Genomic DNA, 21,526 nt, shown 5'->3' with positions numbered 1-21,526 from the left:
TTAAGAAGTGGATTGAAAAAGCGAAGGCAACACGGAATATGGCACTGACGAACTTTGCATATGGTATTGAAAAAGACTGGGAGGCAGTACAGGCAGCTATTGATATCCCCTTCAGTAACGGATTACTGGAGGGGACAGTGAATAAAATTAAAGCGGTAAAAAGGCAGATGTACAATAGGGCAGGAAGCAAACTACTGAGAGCCAAGATTCTTTATTCACAATAGAAGAAGTACCACCAAATTTGACGAAGAACCAAATATTGTAGTGTTGTTTAATGGCTTTCAAAAGAAGGCGCAAAAAACACCGGGTAGTGAAATAGATAAAGCATTAAAAATAAAGGAGGAATATTATGCAGATAAACAATCATCAAATAGTAGATTATGACGCTGTTCTTGATGCGAAATTTGGAGCAGAAGGTACTCCCGAACGTGCGGAAGCAGAAGAAAAAGCGTATGCTTTCTACACCGGGCAAATTATCGAAGACGCAAGGAAAAAGGCTAAGATTACTCAAGCAGAGTTAGCCCGGCGTATCGGTTCCGACCGTTCTTATATTTCAAGAGTGGAAAGTGGTCAGACAGAACCTAAGGTTTCTACTTTCTATCGCATCATGAATGCGTTAGGTTGTAGGATCGAATTTTCGATGTCTTTATAAGAAGCGAATCTTTTTATCCATAATTACAAATATCGGAATATAATTTTGAAAATTGGAATTATATTCTTATTTTTGTTGCATGATAAGTGAGTAACTAATGAGAATATTTACAGAACAAGCGTTAAAAGAATATGCAGAGGAGCATCCCGATTCAAAAGTTGCTTTGCAAGAATGGGTTACTATAGTAAAGAAAAGTGAATGGGCTTGTTTCGCTGATATAAAGAAGACCTTTAATAGTGCCGATAGTGTAGGTAACCAGCATTATGTTTTCAATGTTAAAGGGAATAATTATCGCTTGGTAGTAGTGGTGAAGTTCACTGTAAAGTTTGTATATATTCGCTTTATTGGTACTCATAAAGAATATGATAAAATAGATTGTGCTAATATTTGAAAATATGACAAAGATAGAAAACCAAACCCAGTATGAATGGGCTGTAAAGAGAGTGGAGGATCTTCTTCCGTTAGTGAAGGATGATACTCCTTTGAATGACCCTAACAGCATCGAGTTGGAACTTCTTTCTAATCTTGTTGCCGATTATTCAGAGGAACACTTTTCTTTGGGAGAACCTTCGCTTGTGGATGTTCTGAAGCTTCGTATGTACGAAATGGGGCTCAATCAGAAATCACTATCACAACTGATAGGAGTTAGTCCTTCGCGTCTTAGTGACTACATTTCCGGAAAATGTGAGCCGACATTGAAAGTGGCTCGTGAAATAAGTAAAAAACTGAATATTGATGCTAGTATTGTGCTAGGAGTATAACTTCGATTCAGATTAAAAAAACATGGTGGGAAATTTGAAAAAGATAACTGTCTTTTTCAAATTTCCCACCGTTTTTTTGAGGAAGAAAAAGGAAAAGGTGAGGGTAGGTGAGGGTAAATTTCTAACATTCGTATTTTTTTTTAGAAGAAAATAGAAGAATAGAAATAAGAAATATAAAAATGAAAAGTTGCAAAAGTACCCTCACCAACCCTCACCTTTTTGCGTGCGAAGGAGATGAAATCTTATTCATATAGCCTGTTTGATTTCACCTGTTCCGTATCAATAATGAATACAGTGTATCTTCTCCCGTTTTTTCCCTTATGAAATTCGAAGCCGTGTTTGGACATCACTTTTCCTAGTTGGGCTTTGGTTCCGTGAGAATATTGATACCCCGTCCGTTCGCGAATCAATTCCGCAATTTCAGTGACCGTCAGATAATGCACCTTTTCGAAACGTTCCGGTTTGCGGATATGTGTCAACACCAGTTCTTCTTCCGGTGAGTGGAAAATGAAATCCTCGTTGTTTTCTTCAATCCGTGAGTTTTCCGACTGGGTGAACCAATACTGATACCCCGGCTTGTTGAGCAGATACTTGATTTGTGCATACAACTGCGCGTAGTTTATTTTGATAAACTCCATCGAGTTGACATGAAAGCAGAGAAAACGGCGGTTACCTGTGGTGTCGTGAAGCACTTCCTGATAATTGCATGTGCCGGCAAAAGAAGCCGTGTGAGGAAAGTTCTGCGAACGCCGCGCGTATGGCAGGCGGATGCTGATTACTTTGCGGGTAACTAAATCCTTGAAGATATTCAGTTCCCGTCCGTTCATCCCTTCAAACTCATCCAGATTGATAAGCATTGCCTGCGCTATTTTGGCTAGATCATCCTTGTTGCTCGGGTTGATAAGACCGGTAGAAAGATAGGCGCGCAATTCGGGCGGCAGCAGGTTGTTGATAAACGTAGTCTTTCCGATGTTCTGTATTTCGCTGCAAAGCAACAAAACAGTGTGGTTCACCACATCATCTTGTGTGGCGGCAGCGCACATTCCCACCAGATAACGTTCCAGACATTCTACCCAAAATTTCTGGTGACTAGTATGCACGCTGTTGGCAAGGATACCGATATAATCCGTTCCGTCCCATTCAGGCAGCGAGTCTAAATACTCGCGAATAGGATGGTAGGTGATGCTGAAGTCGGAGTAGATCAGATTCTGAATCGTCTTGACGGTGCACGAATAGCCCAGTTCGTTCATCTCCATCCAAATGCTGTTTTCCATCATTTCGTCGAGAATATGGAAAGGTTCCGGTTGCTCCGTGTCCGTTTTCCTTCTGCGATATTCCATGATATGAAGCACTTCGTTGTAGCGTGTATCGTAATTTTCTTTGATATGTTGCTCAATCTGTAATATTCGCTTCTGCGTACTATTCAGCTTGCGGGTGTCGAATTCCTCATTGTGTCCGTAAGCACTCCCGATCAGTGCGTCCATTTCATCCGCGGGAAGATCGGTGAACTGGCTCTTGATAAAAGCTGCCGCCTCTTCCTGGGGGACGCCGTAGCGATTGTACATACAAGCCAGGCAATGCAGGTAGTTGTTCCGGTTGCCGGTGACGTACTTTTCGGATTTATTGTGATAATAGTTCAGAGTCACCATTAAGGAAGCGTGCGAGGAATGGTAGTTGAGGGCCACTTGTTCGGTGAGGGGATTGTTGTCTGGTGCTGTCGTCTTTTTCTTTTTGCCGGATGCCCTTTTCTTCTTTTGAGACTTGAAGAACATCGGTGGCTGTTCCACGATGACAGCTGTGGCATCGGGATTGAAATAAATATCCGGATCGTAAGAGAACAGGCAAGTGCGGCTAACATCCTGCCCGGAAGTGTCGACCTCAACTCCGCAGAGCTGGGCATAAAAGGAAGCGATTTTGTGATAAGCAGCATGATGGAAATCTTCAATTTCCTGAATTGTTTCGGGCAATGTCCCGTCTGTCCGGCATACACGTACCACGATTTTCAGTCCCATTCCTTTGGGGCTGATGAAAGCGATGCGGGTGTGGGCACACTTTTTTGCCAGTGCGAGGATGCGTGCCAATGCTTCCTGTGTCTGATGGTCGATGTCTACCACGATGTATCCCAGATACTTGACGAGAGTTGCGTTTGAACGTCCTCCCCGGTAGTTGGCTGAAAAGGTGATTTCCGGTAGTTCTATTTTCTTTTCGTTGGCTGCTTTCTCGCCTTGTTCCGCGAAGATTCGGCGCACGTCCTCCACCGTTTCCCGGTATGTGCCGTTGCTGATGGCCGATACGATTTCTTCTTCTGTCATTTCGGCTATGACGCGGTAAAAGTCTTGAAAGATGGTAAAATGATCCATGTTGGTTTGTTCTTTTTAATTTGCGGTTGCAAAGAAATTTGTTTGTAAAATAATAGAATGGAACTTTTCGTTTTTTTGATTAAGTTCCTAGGGTTCTCCCAAATAGCGTATGATCGTTGCCACTTGCCGGGGAGAGAGAAGGCGGTTGCGGGCACGATAGCCTTCTTGTTCGAGTTCTTGCAGGAGCGGAAGGTTGTAGACAATCCAACGACGTAGTATTTGTAAGGCTACTTTGAGACATACATTGGGGTTGTAAAGATGAGCTAGTTCCGACTTTTTATAAGTGCGGATATGAAACGGCTGATCCGGATAATACATGATGAATGATATTTGGTTTATGCTATAAAGTTACTGAAAATTAATGGTTTATTAAAAGAATAACGTCATTATTATTCATAGAATATCAGGAAACTTCGTTGGGGAATCCGGAGGGTGAAAAATGTGTTATCTTTATGTCGTTAACAAATAAGGAACGCGTTCGAAATGTGTGAAATCTTAAAATTATTTTATTATGGCAATGACAGTAACTTATTCAGTAGTGCCGCGCAAGAATCCTGCCAAAAAGGATGAGTCGGCAAAGTATTACGCGCAGGCACAGGCTTCGGGAGAGTTGGATTTTGAAGAGTTGTGCGAGGGAATCACGAGTCGGTCTACCTGTACGGAGACAGATGTGCGTGCCGCCATTTCGGGTATTCTTTATGAGGCGAAGCGTGCGTTGAAAGCGGGAAGAATAGTCCGGCTGGGTGATTTGGGCAGTTTGCAGATCGGGTTGAACAGTGAAGGAGCTGTGTCGGTCAAGGAGTTTTCAAGTTCGCTGATTACGGCTGCCCATATTATTTTCCGTCCCGGAAAGACGTTGGCGGACATCACGAAGATTCTTAGCTACCAACAGGTAACGACGCGTGCGGTGGCCCAAACGGGCGGTAGCGGCAATGAAGGAGAAGACGATGACAAAGGTTCCGGTGGCGGTTCAGACGGTGGTGGAAGCGGAGAAGCTCCGGATCCGGCAGCATGATAACTTTAATATTAGATCAAATGAAAGAAATTGTAACTAAGATTTTGGATGTAATCATGTTCCTTGTGCCTTTCTTCGGAAAAAGAAAGCGGAACAGAATTGTGAGAGAGGTGCGCTTCAATGCTACCCATAAGGAAGTGTGTAATGTGAAAACAACGGAAAGGGAAAAGGACGATGAGAAAGATTAGTCTGATTGTGATTCACTGCTCTGCTACCCGTGCTGATCGCGACTTCACGGCGAAGGATGTGGACACTGCCCATCGCTTTCGGGGCTTTTCTTGTTGGGGGTATCATTATTATATCCGCAAGTCGGGACAGATAGAGCCGATGAGGGATGAAGATACGGTGGGTGCTCATGCACGCGGTTTTAATGCGATTAGTTTAGGAGTGTGCTATGAAGGCGGGCTGGATGAGAACGGAAAGGCAGCAGATACGCGTACTTCCCGCCAGAAAGAGGCGATGCATCGTCTGGTAAACGAGTTGTTGCAGCGTTATCCGGATGCAAAGGTGGTCGGTCATCGGGACTTGAGTCCTGACACCAATTATAATGGAATTGTTGACCCTTGGGAGCGGATCAAAGAGTGTCCCTGTTTCGAGGTGAAAGCAGAGACATGGTGATTTTTATCCTATTTATTACTGTGGTGGTTAATTGACCACCACAGTAGTGAAATACTCTTTAAATACCTCCGCGGCTTTTTCAAGTTGTTCGGGGGTATTTTCTTTTACGTCTTTCAGCTTGTATTCCTGCTCCATCGCTTCATACTTATGTACGCCTAATGTATGATAAGGCAGGATTTCCACTCGTTGCACCATCTTATATTTTCCCAGAGCCTCTCCCAAGCGGCGGATATCCTCTTCGAAATCGCTGTATCCGGGCACTAATACATAACGCAGCCAGAAAGGTTTCTCGTTTTCTTCCAGCCATGCTGCCGTGCGGATGGTTTGCTCGTTACTTCTTCCGGTCAGTGCTTGATGGCGTGCCGGATTGAACTCTTTAATATCCAGCAATACAAGATCCGTCAGTTTGAAAAGTTCTTCTACTTCTTCGTTCCAGATACCGCCGTTGCTGTCTATGCATACATGTATTCCCTTTTCTTTCAGTTCACGCACTAAAGGGACTAGTGCTTTGGCCTGAAACGTAGGTTCTCCTCCGGAGAAAGTGACTCCTCCGCGTTTCCCGAAAAAAGGACGTTGGCTCATAGCCATGCGGACGATTTCTTCCGGTGGGGTAGGTGTGCCTCCTTTTCCGGCTATCGTGTCGGGGTTGGCACAATACAGGCAGCGGAAATTGCATCCTTGAAGAAAAACGACGAGCCGTAAGCCCGGCCCGTCGAATGTTCCCATACTTTCGTATGAATGTACGTTTATCGTCATATTGAGTAGATCTGATTACATACGTTCGTGGAAGCTACGGCTGATAACTTCCAATTGATGTTCGCGGCTCAACTTCACGAAGTTTACGGCATAACCGGAAACACGGATGGTGAGTTGCGGATATTTTTCCGGATGTTCCATGGCATCGTAAAGCATTTCACGGTTCAGTACGTTCACGTTCAGGTGGTGAGCGCCTTTGGTGAAATAGCCATCCATCATTGTCACCAGATTTTCTACGCGATCCTCTTCAGTAGCTCCCAGTGATTTGGGGACGATGGAGAAAGTGTTGCTGATACCGTCCTGTGAGTCGCGGTAACGTAATTTCGCTACGGAACTCAAAGAGGCGATGGCACCGTTCTTGTCACGTCCGTGCATAGGGTTGGCTCCCGGAGCAAAAGCGACACCTTTGGCGCGTCCGTCGGGAGTAGCACCTGTCTTCTTGCCATACATCACGTTGGAAGTGATGGTGAGCAAAGATAAAGTAGGACGGGCATTTTTGTAAACCGGAAGTTTCTTCAATTCTTCGCTGAAGAAATAGACCAGGTCAACACCCAGGTGGTCTACCTTGTCGTTGTCATTACCGAAGCAAGGGAATTCGCCTTGAATATCGAAACCTTCTGTCAGACCGATGTCGTTGCGGCGTGCGGTCACTTTGGCATATTTGATGGCCGACAGTGAATCGAGGGCGATAGAAAGTCCGGCTACACCATAAGCAAGGTTGATGCGTGGGTTGGTATCTACAAGAGCCATTTGGGCTTTTTCGTAGTAATACTTATCATGCATATAATGGATGATGTTCATCGCTTCGTTGTAAACACGGGCGATTTCTGTCAATACCTTCTTGTAGTTGCTCATTACTTCTTCGAAGTTCAGTGTGTCGCTGGTTAGTACGGGGATATTTTTCACCATTACCGTACCGGTGTTTTCGCAACGTCCGCCGTTGATGGCAAGCAACAGGGCTTTTGCCAGGTTGCAACGTGCGCCGAAGAATTGGATTTGTTTTCCGATTTCCTGATAAGATACGCAGCATGCGATTCCGTAATCGTCAGACTGGCGCACTTCACGCATCAGGTCGTCGTTTTCATATTGGATGGAAGAAGTGTCGATAGATACTTTTGCGCAGAATTCTTTGAATCCTTCCGGCAGTTCCGGGCTCCACAATACAGTCAGGTTCGGTTCCGGTGAAGGGCCGAGGTTGTAGAGTGTTTGCAGAAAGCGGAAAGAAGTCTTTGTCACCTTGGTACGTCCGTCGTTGAGGCGTCCACCCAGGGATTCGGTTACCCATGTCGGGTCGCCGGCGAAGATGTCGTTGTAAGATTGCATACGCAGGTGACGCACCATACGCAGTTTGATGACAAACTGGTCGATCAGCTCCTGTGCGAAAGATTCTGTGATGGTTCCTTTGCTCAATTCATATTCCATATAAATGTCGAGGAACGAAGAGACGTTACCTAGTGACATAGCAGCACCGTCTTGTTCTTTTACGGCAGCAAGGTAAGCCATGTATACCCATTGTACTGCTTCTTGTGCGGTGTAGGCAGGACGGCTCAAGTCGAGTCCGTAGTATTCGCCCATTACTTTCATGTCTTTCAATGCCTTGATTTGCTCTGCCACTTCTTCGCGCAGGCGGATGCGGGCTTCGGTCATCGGACCGGTAAGGTTACGCAAGTCTTCTTTTTTTGCCTCAATCAGTCGGTCGATACCATAGAGAGCCATACGGCGGTAGTCGCCGATGATACGTCCACGGGCATAGTTGTCAGGAAGTCCGGTGAGGAATCCCAGAGAACGGAACGAACGGATTTCTTCGGTATATACGTCAAATACTCCGTCGTTGTGCGTCTTGCGGTAGTGAGTGAATATATCTTTTACACGGTCGTCCACTTCCACGCCGTTTTCGTGGCAGGCTTTGCTCACTACGTTGATACCTCCGAAAGGCTTGATGGCACGTTTCAGAAGTTCGTCTGTCTGCAGACCGACGATCAGTTCATTTTCTTTGTCGATATATCCGGCTTTATGAGAAGTGATGGTTGAGACGGTGACATTATCCAGTGAGCGTACGCCGTTATTGGCTCTTTCTTCTGCCAGTGCTTCGAGGCAGCGGTTCCATACAGCTTTTGTGCGTTCGGTAGGTCCTTCGAGGAAAGAAGCATCTCCATAATACGGAGTGATGTTGTGACTAACGAAATCTCTTACGTTGATTTCTGTGCTCCAAAGACCGTCTTTAAAGATCTTATTTAATTCCATAAATGATAAAATTAGAGGTTGTAGTTATCCTTTTCTTTAGAGCGCACAAAGTTACAACGTTTTTTCATATAATCAGCATAAATATGCTCTATTTTATGCTTTTCAACATAAAATACCTAGATATTGCTATTCTTTGGAAATGATGTTCGTGATTTTTTTTTGTGAAAACTCTTGTAAGTTTAAAATATATTCGTACCTTTGCACCGCTTTTAACGAAAAGCACTTCTGATAAAGAAGTTTTGGAGAGGTGGCAGAGTGGTCGATTGCGGCGGTCTTGAAAACCGTTGTACTGCGAGGTACCCGGGGTTCGAATCCCTGTCTCTCCGCTAGAAAGCAGCTTTTTGCTGCTTTCTGTTTTTATGGAGAGTTTTTTCTCTAGTTGGTAATTGTAAGGAGAGGTGCTCGAGTGGTTGAAGAGGCACGCCTGGAAAGCGTGTATACCCCTAAAGGGTATCACGAGTTCGAATCTCGTTCTCTCCGCATCATTTTTTACATTTTAATATTAATGAACGGCTGTTTTGACTTATCAAGGCAGCCGTTTGTTTTATATTGTTTTCGGGAATTCGGTTATTCCAATTCTTCAATAATCTTCTTTACATCTACCGGTTGTAATCGACCATATACCTTCTCGCCGATCATCACTACCGGAGCCAGTCCGCAGGCGCCTACACAACGCAGACAGTCTAATGAGAACTTTCCGTCCGGGGTAGTGTCACCGACTTCGATACCTAATACACGTTTGAACTCTTCCAGTAGTTTTTCTGAACCACGTACATAACAAGCTGTACCCATGCAAACAGAGATGGGATGTTTTCCTTTGGGAGTCATGGTAAAGAAAGTATAGAAAGTGACGACACCATACACTTTCGATACGGGAATTCCAAGTTTGGAAGCGATAATCCGTTGCGTTTCCTCGGGTAGATACCCTTGCAAATGCTGTGCCTCATGCAAAATATTGATAAGTTCGCCCGGTTTGTTTCCATGCTTGTCGCAGATCGTTTTGATTTGCTCTGTCATGTCACAGGCTAGTTTGATATCTGACATAATACTCTTCATTTAAAAGTTAATCAATCGCTTTGTTGAAATAATGCGTATGCAGGAGAGTTTCCGATTTCTCACCTAGCGGTTTGCCGAGATAATCCTCGTATAATGTCTTGATATACGGATTCTCGTGCGATTTGCGCAAAGGTTTGTTGGCGTCTTCACGGTAAAGTGCGTTGGCGCGTGCATAGAGTATTTCCGAGTTGCCGTGATGCAAAGGCTGCCCGCCGCCACCGATACAGCCTCCGGGGCAAGCCATAATTTCGATTACATGATATTCGTTGTGCCCGTTCCGTATATCTTCCAGTAGATGACGAGCGTTGCCTAGTCCGTGTGCAATGCCTACTTTTAATTCAAATCCGTTTAGGTTAATGGTAGCACGACGGACGCCATTTAGTCCGCGTACCTGTTCGAAATTTACATTTTTCAAAGGTTCTCCGGTATAGATTTCATAGACAGAACGGAGGGCGGCTTCCATTACACCACCTGTTGTTCCGAAAATGACACCGGCACCTGTCGATTCACCCATCGGGTTGTCGAATGGGCTGTCCAGTACGAGAGGGAACCCGATATTGGCACGTTTAATTAGTCGTGCCAGTTCACGGGTAGAGATAGAATAATCCACATCGGGGATACCGTTCACTTTGAATTCATCACGTGCACATTCGTACTTTTTAGCCAGACAAGGCATGATAGATACGACAACCAGTTTTTCTCTGGGTATGCCCATTTTCTCCGCCCAATAGGATTTGGCAATGGAACCGAACATCTGTTGTGGGGAGCGGGCGGTGGACGGAATGTTCAGCATGTCCGGGAAATGATGTTCGAAGAAGTTGACCCATGCCGGACAGCAGGAAGTCAGGATAGGTAATCGTACGGATTTATCTCCGTTGAGATAACGTGTCAGGCGGTTCAGAATTTCAGAACCCTCTTCCATAATGGTAAGGTCGGCTGCAAAATCAGTATCGAATACATAGTCGAATCCCAGTTCGCGAAGTGCATACACCATTTTTCCGGTTACCAGAGTGCCGGGAGGAAATCCGAATTCTTCACCTAGGGCCGCCCGTACGGCAGGTGCGGTCTGCACAATCACTACTTTGTCCGGATTAGCCAGATCGTCGAGCAGACGGTTGGTGTAGTCACGTTCTGTTAATGCGCCTACGGGACAGACAGCCACGCACTGACCGCAGTAAGTACATTCACTTTCCGTCATCATTCGGTCAAAGGCAGGAGCGATGGTTGTATTGAATCCGCGACGGATGGCACCCAATGCTCCGACCGTCTGTACATCATTGCAAACACTTTCACAACGGCGACAGAAAATGCATTTATCCATATTACGGACGATAGAAGCGGTAATTTCCCGTTTGCGGGGGGACAGCTCACCGCCATTGAAAGGCATTTCGCGAATGTTGAAACGCAGTGCTAACGTTTGGAGCTCGCAGTTGCCGCATTTAGGGCAAGTGAGGCAGTCATTGGGGTGATCCGAAAGGATCAGTTCAGCCACCACTTTGCGAGCGTTCATTACGCGCAGGGTACTGGTTTTTACTACCATGCCCTCCGTGCAACGGGTAGCGCAGGCAGGAGCCAGGTTGCGCCGTCCCATCACTTCAACCACACAAATACGGCAGGAAGCCGGATTATTTTTTATACAGGTTCCTTTCAGGTCGATATGACACAGCGTAGGTATATTGATACCGATTTTGATAGCGGCTTCAAGAATAGTGCTTCCCTCGGGCACAGTGATGAAATGACCGTCTATCTGGAGAGTAATTTGTTTTTCTTCCATAGTAAATAAGATTTTAGCAGACAAGAATAGCGTTGAATTTGCAGCGTGCCATGCACATGCCGCACTTGATACATTTATCAGGAGCAATGACATGTGGCTTGCGCACCAGCCCGCTGATAGCATCCGCCGGACAGTTTTTGGCGCATAGATGACAACCAATGCAACGTTCCGGACTGATGGTATATGTTAATAGTGATTTACATTGCTTGGAACGACAAGTCTTATCCCGTACGTGTTCCATATATTCATCGTAGAAGTTATCCAATGTGGATAAAACGGGATTCGGAGAGGTTTGTCCCAGTCCGCAGAGGGCCGTATCTTTGATGACTTGTCCCAAAGTGGCAAGTGTGTCCAGGTCTTTTTCTGTGCCTTTTCCTTCTGTAATCTTGTTCAGTAGTTCCAACAGACGTTTGTTTCCAATGCGGCAAGGTGTGCATTTCCCGCAGGACTCTTCCACTGTAAAATCCAGATAAAAGCGGGCTACGGATACCATGCAGTCGTCCTCATCCATGACAATCATCCCTCCTGAACCCATCATGGAACCGGCCGAGAGAAGGTTGTCAAAGTCAATGGGAGTGTCCAGATGTTTTTCTGTCAGACAGCCGCCTGACGGTCCTCCTGTTTGTACAGCTTTGAACTTCTTTCCGCCTTTGATGCCTCCTCCGATTTCGTAGATTACTTCCCGAAGAGTAGTTCCCATCGGCACTTCGATCAGTCCGACATTATTAATCTTTCCGGCAAGAGCAAACACTTTGGTTCCTTTGGAACGTTCTGTGCCAATCGTTGCAAACCAGTCGGCTCCTTTGGTTAGAATAATGGGAATATTGGCAAGCGTTTCCACATTATTTACATTGGTTGGTTTTCCCAGATAACCGGATTCGGCAGGGAAGGGAGGTTTCAGAGTCGGCTCTCCCCGTTTTCCTTCCATCGAATGAATAAGGGCAGTTTCTTCTCCGCAGACAAAAGCTCCGGCTCCGTATCGTATTTCTATGTCGAAACTGAAATCTGTTCCTAAGATATGATCTCCCAGTAATCCGTATTCGCGCGCCTGATTGATAGCTGTTTTCAGTCGGTTGATAGCTAACGGATATTCGGCACGGATATATACTAATCCTTTGGTGGACCCGATGGAATAACCGCAGACACACATCGCTTCTACAATCGAATGTGGGTCGCCCTCCATAATGGAACGGTCCATGAATGCACCGGGATCTCCTTCGTCGGCGTTACAAACCACGTATTTGACATCTGACTGTTGCTTGTTGGCAAATTCCCATTTCAGTCCCGTCGGGAAACCGCCACCACCACGTCCGCGAAGTCCCGAACGTTTGATAATATCAATAACGTCCGTCGGCTGTTTGTTAAGCAGGCAATCGGCCAATGCAAAGTATCCTTCACGGGCGATATACTCTTCAATATTTTCGGGATCGATAAAACCACAGTTACGCAATGCGATGCGGAGTTGTTTCCGGTAGAAATCCATGTGCTTGGAGTCGCTGACGGTATGTTCCGTTTTGGGATCTACATACAGCAACCGTTCGATTCTTCGTCCTCCGATGATATGCTCGTTGATGATTTCTTCCGCATCTTCGGGAGTGACTTGGGTGTAAAAGGTATTATCGGGGATAATTTTCACGATAGGACCTTTTTCACAGAAGCCGAAACAGCCTACGGTGATGACTTCTACTTTATCGGTGATTTCGTTCTTTTTGATGGCTTTTAGAAGATTGTCTGTAATACCCTGGCTGGAAGATGCCTTACAGCCTGTACCACCGCAGATCAGAATCTGAAGATGTTGCGCACCGGATGCCAGTCCGTAACACTTTTCAGTCACCTTTTCATTACTTTCTTCGCGCAATGAAAGATTGTGCTCTGCTCTCTTCCTGATTGTTGCCAAATCATGGATAGATAAAATTTTCATAAGTATCAGAATTGTTAGTCGGTTTTTTGCAAATATAATTCTTTGTTTGAAATAACAGCGTAGTCTCGTACAAATAAAATTGTTCTTTGACGGAGGATTTAGGTAAATAAATCTCTATCTTCGTATTTAATAGGTATCAAACCTAAAAAATATAACTGAAGTATGAGACGAATTTTACTTGGACTATGTTTTCTATCCTTTCTGAACAGCGCATCCGGACAAGAGATTCCTTTGCCGGAAAAGATGCCGCAGACACATCCGCGGGTACTGACTACTCCGGCGGGAAAGCAGGAAACATGGAAGCTGATTAAAAAAGAAGAATGGGCGAAAGATGTTTTCAATAAATTGAAGGAACGGACGGAAGTATATACGAACCTGACGGATGCTCAACCGGCGTGGTTGCTGTCTCGTTTGGCAATGTACTGGAAGTCTCATGCCACGGAAGTATATGTGAAAGGTGAAACGTTCGACCATGCAGGTGGTGAAAGAGCTCCTTATCCCACTGTGCGCTACACGGGAACCCGTGGCACAGCTGCCACCCACGGCCGTCCCAAATTGGCGGATGTCGTTCCTTATGATGATGAGGATGGGAATGTCACTTTCTGCAATAATGCACTTCCCGACCGTCCTATGGAGAGTGTACACCCATCCAAAACAGGCCGGAATATTGAAAGCCTGAACTGCGAAATCCTGGGAATTGCCCGTGATGCCGCTTTCCTTTATTGGATGACGGATGAAGAGAAATTCGCTAAACTTGCCGCAGGGGTCTTTGATACATATATGACGGGTATTTATTATAGAAACGTGCCCATCGACCTGAATCACGGCCATCAGCAAACATTGGTAGGATTGACTTCTTTCGAAGTCATCCATGAAGACGCACTCCATATCGCTGTCCCTTTATACGATTTTCTATATAATTATCTAAAGGCCAATTACCCGGATAAAATGGAAATCTACGCCGGAGCTTTTAAGAAATGGGCGGATAATATCATAGCGAACGGTGTACCTCATAACAACTGGAATTTGCTACAGGCACGGTTTATTATGAATGTCGGATTGGTATTGGAAGACAATAAAGAATATGCCGACGGAAAAGGACGTGAATATTATATCGACTATGTGATGAACCGTTCCAGCATCCGCCAGTGGAGTCTGACGCGATTGGCAGATTATGGTTTCGATATAAATACGGGAATTTGGGCAGAATGTCCGGGATATAGCAGTGTGGTAATCAATGATTATGCCAATTTCGTGAATCAGTTTGATACGAATCTGCAATATGATTTGGTGAAAGCAATGCCTGTATTGTCGAAAGCGGTAGCAACCACTCCCCAATATCTGTTTCCCAACCGTATGATTTGTGGCTTTGGAGATACGCATCCGGGATATTTGAGTACGAATTTCTTTATCCGTATGATACAGAATGCACAGGCGAACGGGAAGAAAGAACAGGAAAACTATTTCACGGCTTTATTGAAATGCCTGAACCCGGATTTGGGAAATGATAAAACAGAAAAGAAGAATGTGCGTGTATCTGTCAATTCTTTCTTTGAAGATAAACCGCTGACGCTAAATCCCAAAGTGCAGCCGGGAAAGATAGAAGATTATGTTTCTCCTTTGTTTTATGCTCCCAATGTGTCATGGCTGGTACAGCGTAACGGTATGCATCCGCGCAACAGTTTGATGATTTCGTTGAATGGCAGTGAAGGGAACCACATGCATGCTAACGGCATTTCGATGGAACTTTATGGAAAAGGATACGTATTGGGTCCGGATGCAGGTATCGGGCTTTTCCTGTATAGCGGACTGGATTATGCGGAATATTATTCTCAATTCCCCAGTCATAATACAGTTTGTGTGGATGGAATATCGAGCTATCCGGTGATGAAAAGTAACCATTCTTTTGATTTGCTTTCCTGTTTCCCGGCATCAGCGGAACCGGGCAAAGCATTTACGTCCGTTACTTACAGTAACCTTTATTTTCGTGAACCGGAAAGCAGGGCGGATCAGACCCGTATGATGAGTATTGTCACTACTGGGGCGGAGACGGGGTATTATGTCGATGTATTCCGCAGCCGGAAAGAGAAAGGAGGCGATAAGATGCACGATTACTTCTATCACAACCTTGGGCAGACTTTGACATTGACGGCAGCAGATGGCAGCGACCTGAATCTCCAGCCTACGGAAGAACTCGCCTTTGCAGGCGCACATCTTTACGCTTATTCCTATTTATATGATAAGAAAGTGGCTGCGACCAATAAGGATGTCAAGGCAACTTTCACCATAGATATGAAAGATAAGGACGGCGATGATATATACATGAATCTTTGGATGAAAGGCGAACCGGATCGTGAAGTCTTTACGGCTTTGGCGCCAATGACCGAAGGGCTAAGCCGTACACCGAATATGCCCTATAATATAAAGGAGCAGCCGACGCTGACATTTGTTGCCCGTCAGCATGGAGAAGCTTGGAATCGTCCTTTTGTCTCGATATATGAACCGAGTACGAAAAAGGAACCGTCTGCTATTCAGTCTGTTTCTTATTTTGATGCAGAAGGAGCAGGTTTGGAAGACTTTGCCGGTATCTGTGTGAAAAGCAAAAACGGACGTATAGATCATATCTTCTCTCTATCTGATGCTGCACAAACCGCTACTTATCAAGGAATGAAAGTGAAAGCGGATTATGCTGTTATCAGCAATGAATATGCAGGAAACCGGACGTTGTTTTTAGGGAATGGAACCCAATTGGTTGCACCCGGGGTAATGATTCAGACCGACAATGCCGCTAATGTATTGCTCGAAAAGAAAGAAGGGAAATGGTATATTATTTCTTCTGCTCCCTGTACGGTTGTTATCGGCGATAAGAAGATAAAATCCGATGCTGCGTCGGAGCCTATGTTGTTGCGTATCTGATGTTTCATTGGTAATAAAGAAAAATTGTATATCTTATCCGTAGTATGGTATATTATGGCCTAAGATGGAAATTGTTGCAATAAAAAACAAAAAAAGCGTGTTTAAACGTTTTTAATACTATATTTTTTCTAATTTTGTGGCTTTCTGTCCAAGTAGTATATAAAATGGACAGTAAGCCCTTTTTTGTGGGTAAATATTTAGTGGGAAATATTTAGTGGGAAATAAATGATGGTATATGTGATGAGAAATGGTCGCAGGGTAATAGCTGCGTTATCATTTCTGTTATTATGTTGTGGTGTACATGTGCACGCACAACGGGTGGCTGTAAAGACAAATGCATTGGGTTGGCTGACCGCCAGTCCGAATGTAGAAGCAGAATTTGTATTGGGTAGTCATGTCTCCTTGAACATGGGGATTGCTGCGAACCCAATCAGTACAGACAACTTTAAAACGACTTTCACGCATTTTCAGCCTGAAGTTCGTTACTGGCTAAATCGTCCGATGGTGAGTCATTTTCTTGGAATCACCGCTTTCGTGAATAATTTTGATATGATGGTAAAAGATGTGCATCACAAAGGCGATGCATACGCCGCTGGTTTGACCTATGGATACGCATGGGTGCTGGGCGATCATTGGAACATCGAAGCAACTGCCGGAGTGGGTGTGTTGCGCTACCGTCAGTTTAAGTATGATAAGGGTACTCCGAAACCGGGTGCGGTCAACGATAGTAAGACCACCATTGCACCTGTCAAACTGGGGGTATCCTTTGTTTATATTATTCGATAACGAACATTAGCTAGTCAGAAAAGAGAATGAAAATCAATTTGAAACGTGATAGATTAACAGGTATACTTCTCGTGGCGATGATGTTCGTCGGTATGAATGTATCCGCCCAACGGATCCGCGTGCAGGGGCATATCACAAACCCGCAGGGAAAAAGTGTTCCGAATGTAAATGTGTTGAATCCGGTCAATGACGAACGTATAGAAATGTCCGACGAGGATGGTCGTTACAGTGTCTTGGTTGAGAAAAACGGCTCGTTGAAGTTTACATGTGTCGGTTATGAAGACAAAACAGTGAAGGTGGCAGGAAAGCAGATTCTGAATGTAGTATTGAAAGATGCCGTCATCGAACTGGACGAAGTTACGATTACTTCCAAAGTGAAGGACAAAGTGATTCCGGAACCTACGGACATCGAAATCAAAGGTAATTATTTTCATCTGAAAACCCGTGTCCCGGTGCCTAAGGAGATGTTTAACTCACATCGTCGCTTGGTATTGCAGCCTTCCATTTATGATGTGACACTGAAAAAGCGTCTGTTGATGCGTCCTGTTGTATTCGACGGGGATACTTATAATACAACGCAAAATCGAATGTACGATTATGATATGGATAAAGATCCTTTGCACGATTACATCCGTGTGAAAACTACTTCTTCACGCAAGGGGGATATTATTGCTTACCATGATTCTATCTATATAGAATATCTGCAACATGACTACCGTGCAGATGTGCATCTGGCGATGGAAAATTACCGGAATATCATTTATCGTGACTCTTTCTCCATTGCACGCGGAACGGTCAACCCGCTTCGTTTCTTGGAGTATAAATTCTCCGCTTTCAGCCTGACGGACGAGAAATATCTTCCGAAACCCGTGATGCAGTTGCGGGATACGAAAGGTGAGGTAAACTTAACCTTCCTGGTAGGTAAAGCCGACCTGGATGATAAGAATCCACAAAATCAGGTGGAACTGAACCGATTGAATCAGGAATTACGTGCTATTGAGACGAACCCGGATGCCTCTTTGAAGAGTTTTCATATTACGGGGGTGGCTTCGCCGGACGGTTCTTACGCGACGAATCTTCGTCTGGCAAAATTGCGTACGGATAAGGCCCTGGAACGTATACTGGCACAACTGGACCCGGAAACACGTAAACTGTTGGAGGTGAAATCGGATGCATCGGTTGCCTCCTGGAAGGAGGTAGCTGAATTGCTGAAAAAAAACTCCAAGCCGGAACTGGCTAAAGAAGTAGAGGACTTAATCAAACAATATGCAGCTACTCCTTACCGGTTGAATGGGGTCTTGAAATCGAAACCTTTCTACAAGGAACTTGCGGCTACTTATCTGCCTAAATTGAGAAAGGTGCAATATACCTATGGTTATTCAATCTTCCGTTCTTTGACGGACGACGAGATTAGAGAACTTTACAGAAAGAATCCGAAGCAACTGACCCGTTTCGAATATTACCGTATGATTACGACAGCAAAAACTCCCGACGAAAGGGAAAAGTATTGCAGGGAAGCTCTTGAACTTTATGATAACTTTACGTATGCAGCCAATGAACTGGCAGTGGCAACGATACAGAAAGATACTCCGGATTCACGTATTCTCGAACCGTTTGTCAGTAAATCGGCACCGGCGGAGTTATTGTCCAATCAGGCTATTGCCTTGCTGCATGAAGGGAAATATACAAAAGCAGATTCAGTCTTGACCTTGGTTCCCGAAGAAGCGGTTTCTGAAGATTTGCAGGCCATTGTTCAGGCATTGGCCGGTTATTATAATGATGCTTTCGAAAAGGTGGCGGCTACCAGCCCTTTCAATGAGGTGGTGATGCTGCTGGCAATGAAGAAGAATCAGGAAGCATGGGATAAGATTTCTACCATGGATGTAGAGACCGCCCGCGAATATTATATAAAAGCGATTGCCGCCAACCGCCTGGAGAAAATAGGTGATGCGATTATGAGCATTGAGAAGGCCCTTGAACTTGATCCTTCCTTATTGGAAGTAGCGAAGGTGGACGGTGATATTATTGACTTGCTGCCGGAAGAGCAGAAAATTAAATAATGATATATACAACAAGAGTAAACGATGAATATCTTCAGAATCAACAATAAATATGTAGCAGTGGCAATCTTCCTGATGCTTGCTGTTACCTTACAGGCACAGGATTATGGTGCATTGCAATATATGTTACAGAAACGGCCTGCAAATGAAAAGTTCGAGAGCAATAAATTCAATGAACATCTCTTTTTCTCTGCCGGAATAGGGCCATACAGCTTGTTAACAAGTGGAGATAGTCAGGATGGAATGGGAATGACCGCCCATCTCTTTATGGGAAAGTGGATTACTCCGGTTCATGGACTTCGGATAGGGGTGAATTTAGGTTATCTGCCGTCGAGTATCTACGATTCTAAAATAAAAATGGGTGGCGGCAGCCTGGACTATCTGTTGAATATGTCCTCCCTGGCATACGGATACAATGCAAACCGTTGTTTTGAGTTAGTAGGGATTGCAGGTATAGAAGCCGGTTATTCTAAGGTGGGCGACAATAGCGATCGTTCCGAAAAGTATCCGGATTTGAAAGGCGGCGGTCAGCTTTATTACGGCGCTCATCTCGGTTTACAGGGAAATGTACGTCTTTCTTCTACATTGGATTTGTTTGTAGAACCGCGGATCGGATGGTATAATGACGGTTTTGCGTATACGGAAAGTTGGAGAAACTATAAAATGGCTGGTTCGGTTCTGGTAGGTCTGACCTATATGCCTGCTGCTCCGATGGGAACTAAGATTCATTTCGATGATTTCGATAAAAGTTCCTTCCTGAATCATATGTTTATCTCTTTATCCGGTGGTATCAGTACACTGAAAGTTCCGGGAATCAAGAATACGATTAAAGGATTAGGTCCCCAGTTCTCTGCCGGAATCGGTAAATGGTTCAGTCCTTCTTCCGGTCTGCGTTTGTCCGGGACGGTTGGACTTTCAGACACCCCTTCGGGCAGTGCAAGCGGCTACTTTAAACATGTCGATCTGCATGCGGACTATCTGTTGAATATCAATAATGTTCTTTGGGGATATGATGAAGACAGAATATTTAGTCTGATCGGTATTGCCGGAGTTAACCTGGCAGGTACGAAAGGAGTGGATAAAACCGCCAAGTATGCTCCGGGAATAGGAGTCGGTGTGCAAGGAAGTTTCCGTATCAACCGTTCTGTGGATTTATTTATAGAACCTCGCCTCAATGTGTATAATAAGAGATATGCAGGAGGTCGCGGAGTAGGTGGCAATACGGATCAGCTCGGAGAGTTGAATTTTGGTTTGACTTATCATACGATTGACCGTGCGGCACGTCCGAAGAACGGATTCTCAAGCAATCACATCGCAGACAATCTGTTTATGACTTCGGGAATCGGTGTGCAAATGTTCCTGAATAAGACGAATCTTGAAAACCTTGGTTCTTTAGGTCCGCAGGCTTCTGTCTCTATCGGTAAGTGGTTGAGCCCTTATTCCGGTTTGCGCCTGGTGGGTACGGGTGGATTCTTTACGAACTATGTAGTTCCGGGAAGTGTTAAAGCGGGCAAACTTAGACATGCCAGCGTCAGTGGTGGTCTTGATTACTTGTGGAACATAACGTCTACCATGAGTGGATATAATCCCGATCGTATCTTTGATTTAATAGGTTCGGTAGGTGTCAACCTTGCTTATACTTCCAAATCAGACCATAAGTTCCAACCGGGTATTAATGCAGGCATACAGGGATTATGGCATGTGAATGATTTTCTCGGTTTGTACATTGAACCGCAGATTCGCTTGTATGGAGATAAATTCATTGAAGGTAATCTGGGCTTTATGCAGAAAGACGTAATGGTAGGAGTCAATGCAGGTTTCCACTATCGCTTTGTTCCTTATTCAAAAGCAGCCAATCGCAGCGTGTTTGGTCAGGATGACAAGCGTTACTTCATCTCCGGTGCACTTGGATTGGGTAGCTTGCTCGTAGCCAACAAAGATTTGGTGAAGAATGCAGGTGTAGAAGCAAAAGGAAGCATAGGTAAATGGTACACTCCGTTATCTGCATGGCGGGTAAATGGAACAATTATGTACAAGGCCAAAACGTCGTCGAAGATGAATCTTCATTATGCCGGTTTGGGTATGGATTATATGATGAGTCTGGCCACATTGGCAAAAGGATACAGCCCCGACCATGTGATAGATGTTGTTCCTTTTGTGGGAGTTACGGCCGGACTGGTACGCCGTTACGGTAAGTTCCGAGCAGTGCCGGGACTGGATGCCGGTGTGCAGGTAAAGCTGAAAGTGGCTTCTTCTTTGTATCTGTATGCCGAACCTAAAGTCGGTATCCGTACCGATACATACGATGGCTCCGAACAGGGAAGACCTGACCGCGTAGCTTCCATGGTAGGTGGATTATTGTACAGATTCAAGATGCCTACTTTCCAATAAGAAGAAAAATAAGAAATCGAATAAAAAGGGTTGCGCAATACCGGATTAGTGATTGTGCAACCCTTTTTGTATTCCATTTCCAAGAAATTACGGTTACATAAACGTTACATTAATATTACTTCCATTTCTACCTGATAATGAATAAAATGAATCTTTAGAATTCATTTTCTCCCTTGCTATTCTCCTCTACTTTTGCTCCAGAAATTAAAACGAAAA

Annotated in this window: 18 protein-coding genes, 2 tRNA genes and 1 pseudogene; 14 read left to right on the top strand and 7 right to left on the bottom strand. The window is 44.8% G+C overall.

What is annotated here, in order from left to right; genetic code table 11:
* The 5 genes and pseudogenes from BSAG_RS01385 to BSAG_RS01400 form a co-directional block, all read left to right on the top strand.
* Positions 1 to 224 (top strand): ISL3 family transposase (locus BSAG_RS01385; RefSeq protein ID WP_008997767.1); only part of this gene is annotated, 224 nt, incomplete at its 5' end.
* A 22-nt stretch (positions 225 to 246) separates the two neighbouring features.
* Positions 247 to 384: pseudogene (locus BSAG_RS25085) on the top strand (type II toxin-antitoxin system RelE/ParE family toxin); the annotation flags it as partial.
* A complete protein-coding gene (locus tag BSAG_RS01390; RefSeq protein WP_004302297.1) occupies positions 350 to 652 on the top strand; it encodes a helix-turn-helix domain-containing protein in 303 nt (100 codons plus the stop codon). The pseudogene BSAG_RS25085 and the gene BSAG_RS01390, both read left to right, overlap by 35 nt.
* 97 nt (positions 653 to 749) lie before the next feature.
* Entirely contained in the window at positions 750 to 1,043 is a 294-nt protein-coding gene (locus BSAG_RS01395; RefSeq protein ID WP_004316673.1) for a type II toxin-antitoxin system HigB family toxin, read from the top strand.
* Between the two features lie 4 nt (positions 1,044 to 1,047).
* Positions 1,048 to 1,413, top strand: a complete 366-nt coding sequence (locus BSAG_RS01400; protein WP_004305829.1) for a type II toxin-antitoxin system HigA family antitoxin — start codon at positions 1,048 to 1,050, stop codon at positions 1,411 to 1,413.
* 242 nt (positions 1,414 to 1,655) lie between these two features.
* Here the strand turns inward: BSAG_RS01400 and BSAG_RS01405 are convergent, their stop codons facing one another.
* Together BSAG_RS01405 and BSAG_RS01410 are read right to left on the bottom strand one after the other, a co-directional pair.
* Positions 1,656 to 3,773: a BT4734/BF3469 family protein gene (locus BSAG_RS01405; RefSeq protein WP_004316671.1), complete on the bottom strand. Its 2,118-nt coding sequence runs from the start codon at positions 3,771 to 3,773 to the stop codon at positions 1,656 to 1,658.
* Positions 3,774 to 3,860: 87 nt separating this feature from the next.
* Positions 3,861 to 4,091 (bottom strand): DUF4248 domain-containing protein, encoded by a 231-nt coding sequence (locus BSAG_RS01410; protein WP_004305834.1) that lies wholly within the window; start codon positions 4,089 to 4,091, stop codon positions 3,861 to 3,863.
* 193 nt (positions 4,092 to 4,284) lie between these two features.
* Here BSAG_RS01410 and BSAG_RS01415 point away from each other — a divergent pair, with 193 nt between their 5' ends.
* From BSAG_RS01415 to BSAG_RS01425, 3 genes are read left to right on the top strand one after another with little or no spacing between them, the layout of a single operon-like run.
* A complete protein-coding gene (locus BSAG_RS01415) occupies positions 4,285 to 4,788 on the top strand; it encodes an HU family DNA-binding protein (protein ID WP_004305836.1) in 504 nt (167 codons plus the stop codon).
* A complete protein-coding gene (locus tag BSAG_RS01420) occupies positions 4,785 to 4,976 on the top strand; it encodes a hypothetical protein (RefSeq protein WP_004302306.1) in 192 nt (63 codons plus the stop codon). Before BSAG_RS01415 ends, BSAG_RS01420 begins: the two co-directional genes overlap by 4 nt.
* Positions 4,963 to 5,406 carry an N-acetylmuramoyl-L-alanine amidase gene (locus BSAG_RS01425; protein ID WP_004308787.1) on the top strand — a complete coding sequence of 148 codons (444 nt, stop codon included), beginning with the start codon at positions 4,963 to 4,965 and terminating at the stop codon, positions 5,404 to 5,406. Before BSAG_RS01420 ends, BSAG_RS01425 begins: the two co-directional genes overlap by 14 nt.
* A 27-nt stretch (positions 5,407 to 5,433) precedes the next feature.
* Here BSAG_RS01425 and pflA read toward each other — a convergent pair whose 3' ends face one another.
* Positions 5,434 to 6,162, bottom strand: coding sequence for a pyruvate formate-lyase-activating protein (gene pflA, locus BSAG_RS01430; protein WP_004308786.1), 729 nt, complete (start codon positions 6,160 to 6,162; stop codon positions 5,434 to 5,436).
* A gap of 15 nt (positions 6,163 to 6,177) precedes the next feature.
* A complete protein-coding gene (gene pflB / locus BSAG_RS01435; protein WP_004308785.1) occupies positions 6,178 to 8,406 on the bottom strand; it encodes a formate C-acetyltransferase in 2,229 nt (742 codons plus the stop codon).
* Positions 8,407 to 8,647: 241 nt separating this feature from the next.
* Between pflB and BSAG_RS01440 the strand changes: the two genes are divergently transcribed.
* Both BSAG_RS01440 and BSAG_RS01445 read left to right on the top strand, forming a co-directional pair.
* A tRNA-Ser gene (locus tag BSAG_RS01440) sits at positions 8,648 to 8,732 on the top strand.
* Between the two features lie 66 nt (positions 8,733 to 8,798).
* Positions 8,799 to 8,886, top strand: a tRNA-Ser gene (locus tag BSAG_RS01445).
* Positions 8,887 to 8,973: 87 nt separating this feature from the next.
* Here the strand turns inward: BSAG_RS01445 and nuoE are convergent.
* Genes nuoE through nuoF form a run of 3 tightly spaced genes read right to left on the bottom strand, consistent with a single transcriptional unit; the run spans position 8,974 to position 13,157 of the window.
* Positions 8,974 to 9,450: an NADH-quinone oxidoreductase subunit NuoE gene (nuoE, locus tag BSAG_RS01450; protein ID WP_004316059.1), complete on the bottom strand. Its 477-nt coding sequence runs from the start codon at positions 9,448 to 9,450 to the stop codon at positions 8,974 to 8,976.
* Between the two features lie 19 nt (positions 9,451 to 9,469).
* Positions 9,470 to 11,236 carry an NADH-dependent [FeFe] hydrogenase, group A6 gene (locus tag BSAG_RS01455; RefSeq protein ID WP_004316058.1) on the bottom strand — a complete coding sequence of 589 codons (1,767 nt, stop codon included), beginning with the start codon at positions 11,234 to 11,236 and terminating at the stop codon, positions 9,470 to 9,472.
* 13 nt (positions 11,237 to 11,249) lie between these two features.
* Complete coding sequence (gene nuoF / locus BSAG_RS01460; protein ID WP_004310195.1) at positions 11,250 to 13,157, bottom strand: NADH-quinone oxidoreductase subunit NuoF; 1,908 nt, start codon at positions 13,155 to 13,157, stop codon at positions 11,250 to 11,252.
* A 162-nt stretch (positions 13,158 to 13,319) separates the two neighbouring features.
* Between nuoF and BSAG_RS01465 the strand changes: the two genes are divergently transcribed.
* From BSAG_RS01465 to BSAG_RS01480, 4 genes are all read left to right on the top strand, one after another.
* On the top strand, positions 13,320 to 16,073 hold the full coding sequence (locus tag BSAG_RS01465; RefSeq protein ID WP_004310196.1) for a heparinase II/III family protein: 2,754 nt from the start codon (positions 13,320 to 13,322) through the stop codon (positions 16,071 to 16,073).
* 240 nt (positions 16,074 to 16,313) lie between these two features.
* A complete protein-coding gene (locus tag BSAG_RS01470) occupies positions 16,314 to 16,859 on the top strand; it encodes a DUF3575 domain-containing protein (RefSeq protein WP_004305849.1) in 546 nt (181 codons plus the stop codon).
* 26 nt (positions 16,860 to 16,885) lie between these two features.
* Entirely contained in the window at positions 16,886 to 18,919 is a 2,034-nt protein-coding gene (locus BSAG_RS01475; RefSeq protein WP_004310198.1) for a tetratricopeptide repeat protein, read from the top strand.
* A 24-nt stretch (positions 18,920 to 18,943) separates the two neighbouring features.
* Positions 18,944 to 21,310, top strand: a complete 2,367-nt coding sequence (locus BSAG_RS01480) for a hypothetical protein (protein WP_004316053.1) — start codon at positions 18,944 to 18,946, stop codon at positions 21,308 to 21,310.
* Positions 21,311 to 21,526 lie beyond the last annotated feature (216 nt).

Origin of the sequence: Bacteroides sp. D1 (assembly GCF_000157095.2) — a bacterium.
Lineage (GTDB): Bacteria > Bacteroidota > Bacteroidia > Bacteroidales > Bacteroidaceae > Bacteroides > Bacteroides xylanisolvens.
Note: the sequence above shows the minus strand (reverse complement) of the source record. Positions and strands in the feature narration are given on the sequence as shown.